Here is a 13156-nt window from a genome sequence, read left to right as displayed (position 1 = left end):
TTCGTTTATGTTACCCTTTATTTTTCGTTTTATTCGAACTTTGTAATCTTTCATAAACAGTAGAAAGTGCTTGCTCAAATTTCCCTGTTGTTTTCGGTTTATAATATTGCTTGTTTTTTATTTTATCAGGTAAGTATTGTTGGTGTACCCAGCCATTTGGATGGTCATGTGGATATAAGTATCCAATGCCTCGACCTAACGATTCAGCGCCTTTATAGTGACTGTCTTTTAAATGACCTGGAATGTCACCTGTTTGACCGTTACGTAAATCGTGCAATGCAGCATCAAGTGCTTTATAAGCTGAATTTGATTTTGGTGATAAGCATAGCTCGATAACGGCATTTGCAAGTGGTATGCGTGCCTCTGGGAATCCAACTCGTTCAGCTGACTCGATCGCTGCAAGTGTGCGCGGTCCAGCTTGCGGGCTAGCAAGTCCGATATCTTCATATGCCATAATAAGAAGGCGTCTACCGATACTTTGTAAATCACCTGCTTCAATAAGGCGTGCTAAATAATGAAGTGCTGCATTTACATCACTTCCGCGCACTGATTTTTGAAATGCCGATAATACGTCATAATGAGCATCTCCACCTTTGTCATGAACGAAACTCTTTTTTTGTAAGCATTCTTCTGCGATTTCTAGCGTGATTTCCGCAGCTTTGTCGTCAGTTGTAAAGCTAGATAAAACAGCTAATTCAAGTGCATTATAAGCTGAACGCATATCTCCGCCTGATGCATTTGCAAAGTGATGTAATGCTCCATCCGTAACAGTTACATCATATTCCCCAAGCCCTTTTTCTTTATCTTCAAGAGCTCGTTTTAAACCAATTAAAATATCATCTTCTGTTAGTGCGTGTAACTCGAAGATTTGACATCTGCTTCGGATAGCAGAGTTTATCGCATGGAATGGATTACTCGTCGTTGCACCGATTAAAGTAAGGAGTCCACTTTCTAAATGAGGTAATAGAAAGTCTTGTTTCGCCTTATCTAACCTGTGAACTTCATCTAAAATTAAAACGAGGTGTCGATGCATCTTCGCTTCTTGTACGACAACTTCTATATCTTTTTTATTGTGAGTAACAGCATTTAATAGGCGAAACGGTGTTCCAGTACTTCCCGCAATTGCGCTAGCTATTGATGTTTTTCCTGTACCTGGAGGACCGTATAAAATCATAGATTGAAAATGATTTGCTTGGACCATTCGCCATAAAATCTTTCCTTCACCAACTAAATGCTGTTGTCCAATAATTTCTTGAATATTTGTAGGGCGCATTCGATGTGCGAGTGGTTGTTTCATTTTTACCGTCTCCCTTACTATATAATCTCATTCTATCGTATCATTTTTTTTTAGTGGAATTTGAAATAGGATGCTGTTTTATGGGAAAGATGAATATGAATATTTTTATTTTTCTTTCAATTTTAATAATTTCCGAGTTTTTCAATGCGATTTTATGTTATCATTTTGATACACAAGTTGAAATTTCTTATAATACTATATTATGCTATAATTTCATAGGATTTTAAATTGTGTTCTTTTATAAAGTGAAACTTTAATCAGTGGGGGTTTTGTTTATCCCCTACCTAACTTCTTTGCTCCAGCCGAATTTTGAGGTGGGAGTTTTACTGCCCGCAAATAGCGGGATAAATAAGATATAACCAATAGAAGTGAAAATTTGAAAAGAGGTGCAAAATAGATGAAGATTTCAACAAAAGGCCGCTACGGCTTAACAATTATGATCGATCTTGCAAAAAAGTTTGGTGAAGGTCCGATTTCATTAAAATCAATCGCACAGGCACATGACTTATCGGAACATTACTTAGAACAATTAATTTCACCACTTCGTAACGCTCGTCTTGTAAAGAGTACGCGTGGTGCATATGGCGGATATGTATTATCTGATCAACCGGCTAACATTACAGCTGGGGATGTAATCCGTGTACTAGAGGGTCCAATTAGTGTTGTAGAAATGATAGAAGAAGAAGAACCAGCACAGCGCCAATTATGGATGCGTGTTCGAGATGCGGTGCAAGAAGTGTTAGATAGTACAACTTTAGAAGATTTAGTGCGTTATGAGGAAGAAAATCACGGGGGCTATATGTTTTACATTTAATTCCTTGTGAAACGATTTGGAAAGAAGGAGATTTAATGGAACGCATTTACTTAGATCATGCTGCGACATCTCCGACTCACCCAGAAGTGGTCGAAAAGATGATTCCATATATGACAGAAACATTCGGAAACCCGTCTAGTATTCACTTTTATGGACGTCAAGCGCGCCATGCAGTAGATGAGGCGAGACGCGTGTGTGCAAAAAGCATCCATGCGAACCCGAATGAAATTATATTCACGAGCGGTGGTACAGAAGCTGATAATTTAGCGCTTATAGGTGTAGCACACGCAAACCGTCATAAAGGTAACCACATTATAACGACGGAAATTGAACATCATGCGATTTTGCATACGTGTGAATTGCTTGAGCGTGAAGGGTTTGAAGTGACATATTTACCTGTCGATGAAACGGGGCGTGTTCAACTTTCTGACATACAAAAGGCATTAACAGAAGAGACAATTCTTGTATCTATTATGTTTGGGAATAATGAAGTAGGGACGATGCAATCGATTGCGGAAATAGGAAAACTGCTAAAAGAGCATCAAGCTTATTTTCATACAGATGCGGTACAAGCTTACGGTTTAGTAGAAATAAATGTGAAAGAGTTTGGGATTGATTTATTATCAATTTCAGCGCACAAAATTAACGGGCCAAAAGGCGTAGGGTTCTTATACGCTAGTGCAAATTTGAAATTTGAACCGTTATTAATAGGCGGAGAGCAAGAAAGAAAACGCCGTGCTGGTACTGAAAATGTACCTAGTATTGTCGGACTTCAACATGCAATTCTTTTAGCTGAAAAAACTCGTGAGCAAAAAAATGCCCAATATGAAGAGTTTAAAGATATAATGGTATCTGTCTTCAAAAATGAAGGCATTACTTTCGAGGTAAACGGAAACTTGGAATATCGCTTACCACATGTGTTGAATATTAGTTTTACAGGAATGAACATTGAACCATTTCTTGTGAACTTAGACTTAGCTGGCATTGCAGTATCAAGTGGTTCTGCTTGTACAGCTGGTTCGATTGATCCATCACATGTATTAGTGGCGATGTTCGGAAAAGACTCCGATCAAATACGTTCATCCGTACGCTTTAGTTTCGGTCTTGGAAATACGAAAGAGCAAATTGAAAAAGCGGCGTACGAAACAGTGAAAATCGTGAAGCGATTAACACAAAATTAGCATGGGAGGTGACATGATGAACAAACTACCTCACGAAACACGCGTTGTCATCGGGATGTCCGGTGGCGTCGATTCATCTGTAGCAGCTCTTTTATTAAAAGAGCAAGGTTATGATGTGATCGGAATTTTTATGAAAAACTGGGATGATACAGATGAGAATGGTGTCTGCACAGCAACAGAAGATTACAATGATGTAATTGAAGTGTGTAACCAAATCGGTATTCCGTATTATGCAGTAAACTTTGAAAAACAATACTGGGACAAAGTATTTACGTACTTCTTAGATGAGTACCGAGCTGGTCGTACACCAAACCCAGATGTAATGTGTAACAAAGAAATTAAATTTAAAGCATTTTTAGAGCATGCAATTGCGCTTGGTGCTGATTATGTAGCGACAGGCCATTATGCACGTGTTGCTTATATGGACGGCGAATATAAAATGCTTCGCGGCGTTGATGACAATAAAGACCAAACGTATTTCTTAAATCAATTAAGCCAAGAGCAATTATCAAAAACAATGTTCCCATTAGGTGAATTAAAGAAACCGCAAATTCGCGAAATGGCGACAGAAGCTGGTTTAGCGACAGCGGCGAAGAAAGATAGTACTGGTATTTGCTTCATTGGCGAGCGTAACTTTAAAGATTTCTTAAGTAACTATTTACCAGCGCAACCAGGTGTGATGCAAACGTTATCTGGTGAAGTGAAAGGAAAACATGACGGTTTAATGTACTATACAATTGGACAACGTCATGGCCTTGGTATTGGTGGTAACGGTGATCCATGGTTCGCTGTTGGGAAAAACTTAAAAGACAACATTTTATATGTTGATCAAGGATTCCATAATGAACTTCTATATGGTGATGAAGTTATCGCTACGAATGTAGGATGGGTAAGTAACAAAGCAAAAGAAACAGAATTTAAATGCACAGCGAAATTCCGCTATCGTCAAGCAGATAATAAAGTAACGGTTCAAATTGTTGATGAAAATACAGTTCGTATTCTTTGTGATGAGCCAATTCGTGCGATTACGCCAGGCCAAGCAGTTGTTTTCTATGATGGAGATGAGTGCTTAGGTGGCGCTACAATTGATGAAGTATATCATAGTGGTAAGAAATTAGATTATTTAGGATAAAACGAGAAGCCTCTGCCGATTAGCGGTTAGAGGTTTCTTTTACATAAAGCGAATTTTCGTTCGCTTGGAAAATACATTCTTTGTTATAATTTGTTGTAGAGGTGAAGGACATGTCAAACAAACTTGAAACAGGTATTCAATATATGCAAGAAGGAAACTGGGAAGAAGCAGCTAAAAATTTTACAGAAGCAATCGAAGAAAATCCGAAAGATGCGCTTGGATATATTAACTTTGCGAATTTATTAGATGTATTAGGTGATAGTGAACGAGCAATTTTATTTTATAAGCGTGCATTAGAGTTAGATGATAAATCTGCGGCTGCTTATTATGGCTTAGGAAACGTATATTACGGTCAAGAGCAATTTGCAGAGGCAAAATCTGTATTTGAACAAGCAATGCAATCGGGCTTACAGTCAGCTGATGTAACATTTATGTTAGGTATTACACATGTGCAACTTGGAAATGATCGTCTTGCATTACCATTTTTACAAAGAGCGACGGAATTAGATGAAGACGATGTAGAAGCTGTTTTCCAATGCGGACTTTGCTTCGCGCGACTAGAACATATTCAAGAGGCAAAACCTTATTTTGAAAAGGTATTAGAAATGGATGAAGAGCATGCAGATGCGTATTATAATTTAGGTGTTGCGTACGTATTTGAAGAAAATAACGAGAAAGCTCTTACTTTATTTAAGAAAGCAACTGAAATTCAGCCAGACCACTTTTTAGCTGGTAATGGTATTCGTTTATTAGAGCAAGAAGCTGAATAAAGTGAAATAATAGTTTAATGCGCAGTTACCCCTCATCTAAAGATTGTGAAAGAGGTGGGGGATGTACTGCTCATTAAGGTGAAAAGAACTCGGGAAGGAGAGGAAAGATGGGAAATCAACATGCCATAGATTTGTTTGAGGAAGAGAAAAAATTTATAAAAGCGCAAGTTCTTCATACCATTTTCCACAACGAAGAAAACCTCTATTCCGTTGTCAGTATGAAAATCATTGAAACGAATGAAACATACGACGAAAAAAAAGTAATGATAAACGGTCATTTTCCCCGTATGCATGAAGATGAAGTGTTTACATTAACAGGTCATTTTAAAGACCACCCGAAGTATGGGAAACAATATTTAGTTGAAACGTTTAAGAAAGAATTGCCGCAAACAAAAGCAGGTATGGTGCAATATTTAGCGAGCGATTTATTTAAAGGGATTGGAAAGCGTACGGCTGAAAAAATCGTAGATCACCTTGGTGAGCATGCCATTTCTAAAATTATGGATGATCCTGATGCGTTAAATGGTGTTGTTAACAAACAAAAAGCACAGGAAATATATGAGACAATTGTGGAGCATCAAGGGTTAGAGAAAGTAATGAGCTTTTTAAATGGTTACGGTTTTGGAACGAAGCTTTCTATTAAAATTTATCAGCAATATAAAGAAATGACATTAGAAGTGATTCGTAATAATCCATATCAACTTATTGAAGAAGTGGACGGGATTGGTTTTGGACGAGCAGATGATATAGGACGTGCGTTAGGTATATCGGGTAATCATGATGACCGTGTACGTGCGGGATGTTTTTATACGTTAGAGAATGTTTCACTGCAGCTCGGTCACGTTTATATGGGGAAAGATCAACTTGTAAGAGAAACGATGTCACTTTTAAATAATCAAGAAGGTAGAGTGACTGAGGAAGACATTATAGGCTGTGTTGAAATGATGCAAAGTGAAGGGAAAGTTATCATTGAAGAAGAACGAGTGTACTTAGCATCGTTATTTTACTCTGAAAAAGGTGTTGTAAAGTCTATTCGTAGGCTTATGAATCAAGAGGAAACCCCTTCATTTCCTGAAGCAGAAATGTTAAAAACATTAGGTGAAATTGAAGAACAGCTGAAGGTGCAGTATGCACCGTTTCAGCAAGAAGCAATTCAAACGGCACTTCATAAGCCGATGATGTTATTGACAGGTGGACCAGGAACGGGGAAAACAACAGTTATTAAAGGAATTGTTGAAATGTACGCGTCCTTGCATGGGGTATCATTAAATCCGAATGAATACAGTGATGATAATCCATTTCCAATATTATTAACGGCTCCAACAGGAAGAGCAGCGAAGCGAATGAGTGAATCTACCGGGCTCCCTGCTTGTACAATTCATCGTCTGCTTGGTTGGACGCCAGAAGGGTCTTTCCAGCGTAATGAAACCGATCCAGTTCAAGGGAAGTTACTCATTATTGATGAGTTTTCGATGGTAGATATTTGGCTTGCAAATCAGCTATTCAAGTCACTTCCGACAAATATTCAAGTTATCGTTGTAGGTGATGAAGATCAGTTGCCATCTGTAGGACCTGGACAAGTGTTAAAAGATTTATTAAATGCAGGAGCCATTCCAACGGTAAAACTTACAGAAATTTATCGTCAGGCGGAAGGTTCGTCTGTTATTCAGCTTGCCCATGCGATAAAAGACGGAACACTTCCACCGGATTTAGCTCAAAATAAAAAAGATCGTTCATTTATCAGCTGTGCAGGGGCTCAAATTGTTGAAGTTGTAAAAAAAGTATGTGAAAACGCGAAGACGAAAGGGTTTAGCGCAAGAGATGTCCAAGTGTTGGCACCTATGTACCGCGGACCAGCAGGTATTAATGTGTTAAATGAAGCTCTTCAAGAAGTGTTTAATCCGAAAAAAGAAAAAAGTAAAGAAATTGCCTACGGTGACGTTGTGTATCGAAGAGGTGATAAAGTACTTCAATTAGTCAATCAGCCGGAAAGCCAAGTATTTAATGGTGATATTGGAGAAATTGTTTCGGTGTTTTATGCAAAAGAAAATGTTGAGCAACAGGACATGATTATCGTTTCATTTGATGGAATCGAAGTAACGTATACAAAGCCGGATTTAAATCAAATTACCCATGCATATTGCTGCTCGATTCATAAATCACAAGGTAGTGAATTTCCAATAGTTATTATGCCGATTGTAAAGAGCTACTACCGTATGTTACGTCGTAATTTAATTTACACGGGCATTACAAGAAGTAAGAAATTCCTTATTATTTGTGGGGAGGAAGCGGCTTTTCAATCCGGTGTAAATCGCCTTGACGATGCAATGCGTCAAACGACTTTAGCTAGTCGTTTGCAAGAATCACAAGGAGAGGTGCAGATGGTAACGGTTAATGGCGAGGAAATGGACGTGGAAAACATTTCACCGTATGATTTCATGTAACGAGGTGAAATTATATAGTGAAACTTTCAAACGTATAACGTTGAAAGGCTCCAGCAATGTATAAATGAATGCGGTTTGGACATAATGGCGAATAGAATCTGGGAGACTGTAAGGAGATGAAAGCCATATGTTTATTTGTCCAAATTGCAAAGGGAAAGACATCGGAAAAATAGGTGTCAACCAATTTTATTGCTGGAATTGTTATATCGAATTATCGGTTTCAAAGGGGAAAATCCATACGCATCAAGTAGAGGAAGATGGTTCATTAAGCTCTCTTGATGATTTATTTGATGAGAACGAAAGAACGATCGGATAACGAAAAGGGGGATTTACTTTGAATCTACGCAATTCATTAATCGCATTAGGTGTTGGAGCTGCAGCATATCAATATGCTCGCAAGCAAGATGTATTTTCAAAACGCAATATGAAAAAAGCACGTAAGATGATTAAATCTTATTTATAAACGTAAAAAACTCCCTTCATGATAAGGGAGTTTTTTTATGCGCTCGTATGCAAATATAAAAGTCCAATTTCAGAGAAGAGATAAGATAGACCGTAACACCCAACACCAAGCATTCCGTAATGAAATAATTGCTTCGCCCTCTCTTTTCGTGAGGAACGAATAAAGAAACCTTTCCAAATACCAAATCCGATACAAACCCATTCAAGAATCATAAAAAGTGCTGATAATACGAGCATAAATAAAACCATTATGAGTCCTCCTGATTATATTGTTTCATGCTGCATTCTCAGGGATGGTTGTCCTTGTTATGTTATGTATATGTACGTCTTTACAAAACAGTATGGTCTGTATGAAAAGATTTTAAAAGTTTTGCACATAACCTACCCTATTTATTTTCAAAATAAAGGTGGAGGAGGTTTTTCGTGTGAAGAATCTTAAAATCATTTGGATATACCGTTTAGGATTATTGTTACTTGTATTTCTTTGTTTGCTTGTCTTCTTAAAGATCAAGCCACTATGGGCGCCGATTATTTTTGTATGTAAAGTGGCGATTACACCGTTTCTTATCGCTTGTTTTATTGCGTATTTATTGCATCCTTTAATTGAAAAAATTCATAAGGAAGGGATGCCGCGCACACTCGCTATTTTGCTCATTTACATCCTGTTCTTTGGCGGGATTGGCTATGGGATTTATAAAGGAACGCCAGTTGTTATTAAACAGTTACAAGAAATTAATGAACAATTTCCGCAGTTCACAAAAATGTATGATTCTTGGATGGATGGCGTTACAGAACAAACAGCGAATTTCCCATCATTTATTCATGAAAAGGTAAAGCAAATTTTCGTTGGTGTAGAAATGAAGATACAAACGCTTTTAAATAAAGTTATGAGCACAGCCCGTGGTGTACTGGATTCATTGCTCATTATTTTCTTGATTCCGTTCATTGTATTTTACATATTAAAAGATTACGGTGAGTTTTATCATATCTTTTGGAAACTAGTTCCGAGTAAGTGGCGTAGTACGGGTCAAATGCTTGCGAAAGAAATTGATAAATCACTCGGAAGTTATATTCGAGGACAGTTATTTGTTTGCTTAGTATTAGGGGGAGTATCTGTTCTTTCTTTTTGGTTTATCGGTATGAAGTATCCATTGCTGCTCGGCATTATTATTGGGGTAACGGATATAATCCCATACTTTGGTCCTATTTTAGGGGCGATTCCCACGTTGATGATTGCGGCAACGGTATCAACGAGTTTACTCATTAAGGCGGGGATTACAATTGCTATTTTGCAATTTTTGGAAAGTAACATTTTATCGCCTTACATCGTTGGTAAGTCGCTTCGTATGCACCCCGTTATTATTATGCTTGCCTTACTAGTTGGAGGAGAGATAGCCGGGATTGTAGGATTGCTAATATCGGTTCCGATTTTAGCAGTTATTCGTACAGTGATTGTTCATGTGAGGCCTCTTTGGAAAAGAGAAGATGTTTAAAATGAAGCCCTCTATTTAAAAAATAGAGGGCTAATCATATGATTATTTAGGGAGCTGATTTTTTATTTTTTGAACAAAAGAGCTCACATCAGTTGTTTGAATATGTTTTATTCTTTTCCATTCCGTATCATACATAAATACAATTTGATTGCTGAAAAGGCGCTTTTGTTCTTTTAGATTAGAAATTTTTGCGAAAGCGTACTCTTCAAATATTGGATTCTTACTTACATCTGGTCCATAAAAGAATAGCCTTTTGTCCGTTAAAATCAATAGGCCTGGCCTTGCGACGGAACGATAAATAAATATGTCTAATGAACATGCTGCATAAAAAAGAATTTTTTCATCAGTTGTTAACATTTCTCTAGCTTGATTCAATAAAGTTGTCATTGTAATCGCTCCTTTATTGTTAATAATTTAATTATAACAAATAATTTAATATTTAGAAATTTGTATAAAGTATTTTTTGTGAGGAGATTCCTATTTAGTAATAAATGCATAATATATTGAAAGGCTGTTAAGAATGAATAGTAGAATAACTATGAGTAATAAACAATTGATACAATATAAATGATTATCTACATTGACAAACTTAAGAGAATTCTATTATATTTAGTCATATAATACATTAAATCAATGACGGAACAAGTACGTTACAGTCCATTTGTAGAGAGAAGCTTCCACTGGCTGAAAGGAGCTTTAAATGAAGGGTAACAGAAAGCTAATCCTGAGAGCAGCTAATCACTGCCGTCTTGCCACGTTACGGCACCATGAGGTGATGAATTGATTGTTATAATAATCAATTCATAATTAGGGTGGTATCGCGAGTTAACTCTCGTCCCTTTTATAGGGGCGGGAGTTTTTTATATTTAAGGAGGAAAATACAATGAAACAACTAACAGGCGCACAAATTCGTCAAATGTTTTTAGACTTTTTCCAAGAAAAAGGACATGCAGTAGAACCTAGTGCATCACTAGTTCCACATGAAGATCCATCTCTTCTATGGATTAACAGTGGTGTAGCAACATTAAAAAAATATTTTGATGGACGCGTAATCCCGCAAAATCCACGTATTACAAATGCTCAAAAATCAATTCGTACAAACGATATTGAAAACGTAGGGAAAACAGCTCGTCACCATACATTCTTTGAAATGTTAGGGAACTTCTCGATCGGTGATTACTTCAAAGAAGAAGCAATTACTTGGGCTTGGGAATTTTTAACGAGCGACAAGTGGATTGGATTCGATAAAGAATTACTATCAGTTACAATCCATCCGGAAGATGAAGAAGCATTTACAATTTGGAATGAGAAGATGGGTGTTCCAAAAGAGCGCATCATCCGCTTAGAAGAAAACTTCTGGGATATCGGTGAAGGACCAAGTGGACCGAATACAGAGATTTTCTATGATCGCGGGGAAGCTTACGGTAATGACTTTAGTGACCCAGAATTATATCCGGGCGGAGAAAACGAGCGTTACTTAGAAGTATGGAACCTTGTATTCTCTCAATTTAACCATAATCCAGACGGTTCATATACACCACTTCCTAAGAAGAACATTGATACAGGGATGGGTCTAGAGCGTATGACATCTATCGTTCAAGATGTACCTACGAACTTTGATACGGATCTATTCATGCCAATGATTGGTGCAACAGAATCAATTTCTGGTGAGAAGTATCGTAATGGAGACTTAGAAAAAGATATGGCGTTTAAAGTCATTGCTGACCATATTCGTACAGTAACATTCGCTGTTGGTGACGGTGCTCTTCCATCTAACGAAGGCCGTGGTTATGTATTACGTCGTTTATTACGCCGTGCTGTTCGTTATTCTAAGAAATTAAACATCAACCGTCCATTCATGTTTGAATTAGTACCGGTTGTTGGAGAAGTAATGAAAGACTTCTATCCAGAAGTACTGGAAAAGAAAGATTTCATCGCAAAAGTTGTGAAAAATGAAGAAGAACGCTTCCACGAAACACTTCATGATGGTGAAGCAATTTTAGCTGAAGTTATTGCAAAAGCGAAAGAAGAAAAAACAACTGTTATTTCTGGCGTAGATGCGTTCCGTTTATACGACACGTACGGTTTCCCAATTGAATTAACAGAAGAATATGCAGAAGAAGCTGGTATGACAGTTGACCATAAAGGTTTTGAAGCTGAAATGGAAAAACAACGTGAGCGTGCACGTGCTGCTCGTCAAGACGTTGATTCTATGCAAGTTCAAGGCGGTGTACTTGGTGAAGTTAAAGTAGCGAGCGAATTCGTTGGTTACGGTACAGTTGCAACAGAAAGTAACATTGTTGCACTTGTGAAAAACGGTGAGTATACAGATAGCTTACAAGCAGGTGAAGAAGGACAGTTAATGCTTGATGTAACACCATTCTATGCTGAGAGCGGCGGACAAATTGCAGACCGTGGTTACCTTCTTGCTGATGGCGTGAAAGTTGTTGTAAAAGATGTACAAAAAGCACCAAATGGTCAAAACTTACACAAAGTAGTTGTGGAAGAAGGTACATTAACGAAAGGTGCGGCTGTAAAAGCTGTTATCGATACGAAAAACCGTAGTAGCGTTGTGAAAAACCATACAGCAACTCACTTACTACACCAAGCGTTAAAAGATGTACTTGGAACGCATGTTAACCAAGCAGGTTCTCTTGTAACTTCTGAACGTTTACGCTTTGACTTCTCTCACTTCGGTCAAGTACAAGCTGACGAATTAGAAAAAATTGAGCGTATCGTAAACGAGAAAATTTGGGAAAGTATTAACGTTGAGATTTCTCAAAAATCAATCGAAGAAGCGAAAGAAATGGGTGCAATGGCATTATTCGGTGAAAAATACGGTGATGTTGTACGCGTTGTACAAGTAGGCGATTACAGCTTAGAGCTTTGCGGTGGTTGTCACGTTGATAACACAGCTTCTATCGGTATTTTCAAAATCGTTGCTGAGTCTGGTATCGGTGCAGGAACTCGTCGTATTGAGGCGGTAACTGGTAAGTCTGCATACGAATTAATGAACGATCAAGTAGGTTTATTAAAAGAAGCAGCAGGAAAAATGAAAACAAATCCGAAAGATATTTTAACGAGAGTTGATGGCTTATTTGCTGAAGTGAAACAACTTCAAAAAGAAAATGAATCTCTTGCTGCAAAATTAAGCAATATCGAAGCTGGAAACTTAACTGATTCAGTAATGACAGTTGATGGCGTAAACGTATTAGCAGCGAAAGTAAATGTTGCAGATATGAACAACTTACGTACGATGATGGATGACCTTAAAAATAAATTAGAGTCTGCAGTTGTTGTATTAGTGTCTGTAAATGACGATAAAGTAAACATTTTAGCTGGCGTAACGAAAGATTTAATTAGCCAAGGTTACCATGCTGGTAAACTTGTGAAAGAAGTAGCTTCTCGTTGTGGCGGTGGCGGTGGTGGCCGTCCTGATATGGCTCAAGCGGGCGGTAAAAACCCAGCACAAGTTGAAGAAGCTTTAGCATTTGTACAAGAGTACGTTAAATCTGTTTCAAAATAAAGAGATAGTAGTGTACAATGGTAGGGAGAGGAGAAGT

12 protein-coding genes and 1 other annotated feature are annotated in these 13156 nt (G+C 37.7%); of the genes, 9 read left to right on the top strand and 3 right to left on the bottom strand.

The annotated features are described in order from the left end of the window. Positions 1 to 10 precede the first annotated feature (10 nt). A complete protein-coding gene (locus MHH42_RS22305) occupies positions 11 to 1297 on the bottom strand; it encodes a replication-associated recombination protein A (RefSeq protein WP_070173789.1) in 1287 nt (428 codons plus the stop codon). Positions 1298 to 1694: 397 nt separating this feature from the next. On the opposite strand from MHH42_RS22305, the gene cymR reads away from it, so the two are divergent. The 7 genes from cymR to MHH42_RS22270 all read left to right on the top strand — a co-directional run bounded on the left by cymR (position 1695) and on the right by MHH42_RS22270 (position 8101). Continuing rightward, positions 1695 to 2111, top strand: coding sequence for a cysteine metabolism transcriptional regulator CymR (gene cymR / locus MHH42_RS22300; RefSeq protein WP_000704116.1), 417 nt, complete (start codon positions 1695 to 1697; stop codon positions 2109 to 2111). A 35-nt stretch (positions 2112 to 2146) separates the two neighbouring features. After that, complete coding sequence (locus tag MHH42_RS22295) at positions 2147 to 3292, top strand: cysteine desulfurase family protein (protein ID WP_016109124.1); 1146 nt, start codon at positions 2147 to 2149, stop codon at positions 3290 to 3292. A gap of 16 nt (positions 3293 to 3308) precedes the next feature. After that, positions 3309 to 4424 (top strand): tRNA 2-thiouridine(34) synthase MnmA, encoded by a 1116-nt coding sequence (gene mnmA, locus MHH42_RS22290; RefSeq protein WP_001038014.1) that lies wholly within the window; start codon positions 3309 to 3311, stop codon positions 4422 to 4424. 110 nt (positions 4425 to 4534) lie between these two features. Beyond that, positions 4535 to 5194, top strand: a complete 660-nt coding sequence (locus MHH42_RS22285; RefSeq protein WP_000066402.1) for a tetratricopeptide repeat protein — start codon at positions 4535 to 4537, stop codon at positions 5192 to 5194. A 107-nt stretch (positions 5195 to 5301) separates the two neighbouring features. Next, positions 5302 to 7638, top strand: a complete 2337-nt coding sequence (recD2, locus tag MHH42_RS22280) for an SF1B family DNA helicase RecD2 (RefSeq protein WP_340894142.1) — start codon at positions 5302 to 5304, stop codon at positions 7636 to 7638. 127 nt (positions 7639 to 7765) lie between these two features. After that, positions 7766 to 7954, top strand: a complete 189-nt coding sequence (locus tag MHH42_RS22275) for a hypothetical protein (RefSeq protein WP_000469281.1) — start codon at positions 7766 to 7768, stop codon at positions 7952 to 7954. A gap of 18 nt (positions 7955 to 7972) precedes the next feature. Next, positions 7973 to 8101 carry a YrzQ family protein gene (locus tag MHH42_RS22270; RefSeq protein WP_001053553.1) on the top strand — a complete coding sequence of 43 codons (129 nt, stop codon included), beginning with the start codon at positions 7973 to 7975 and terminating at the stop codon, positions 8099 to 8101. A gap of 35 nt (positions 8102 to 8136) precedes the next feature. Here the strand turns inward: MHH42_RS22270 and MHH42_RS22265 are convergent, their stop codons facing one another. Further along, positions 8137 to 8349: a hypothetical protein gene (locus MHH42_RS22265; protein WP_000242555.1), complete on the bottom strand. Its 213-nt coding sequence runs from the start codon at positions 8347 to 8349 to the stop codon at positions 8137 to 8139. Positions 8350 to 8525: 176 nt separating this feature from the next. Between MHH42_RS22265 and MHH42_RS22260 the strand changes: the two genes are divergently transcribed. Beyond that, entirely contained in the window at positions 8526 to 9593 is a 1068-nt protein-coding gene (locus MHH42_RS22260) for an AI-2E family transporter (protein WP_000793112.1), read from the top strand. A gap of 42 nt (positions 9594 to 9635) precedes the next feature. Here MHH42_RS22260 and MHH42_RS22255 read toward each other — a convergent pair whose 3' ends face one another. Further along, the gene (locus MHH42_RS22255; protein WP_016109123.1) at positions 9636 to 9980 is read right to left on the bottom strand and encodes a PH domain-containing protein; all 345 of its coding nucleotides are present in this window, start codon (positions 9978 to 9980) and stop codon (positions 9636 to 9638) included. A 237-nt stretch (positions 9981 to 10217) separates the two neighbouring features. Next, positions 10218 to 10436: a binding site (T-box leader), on the top strand. Between the two features lie 40 nt (positions 10437 to 10476). Between MHH42_RS22255 and alaS the strand changes: the two genes are divergently transcribed. Continuing rightward, complete coding sequence (gene alaS, locus MHH42_RS22250) at positions 10477 to 13119, top strand: alanine--tRNA ligase (protein ID WP_000811807.1); 2643 nt, start codon at positions 10477 to 10479, stop codon at positions 13117 to 13119. Positions 13120 to 13156 lie beyond the last annotated feature (37 nt).

The organism is Bacillus sp. FSL L8-0099, from assembly GCF_038006385.1.
GTDB classification, from domain to species: domain Bacteria; phylum Bacillota; class Bacilli; order Bacillales; family Bacillaceae_G; genus Bacillus_A; species Bacillus_A toyonensis.
The sequence above is the reverse complement of the archived record's forward strand: the minus strand, read 5'-3'. Positions and strand labels throughout refer to the sequence as shown.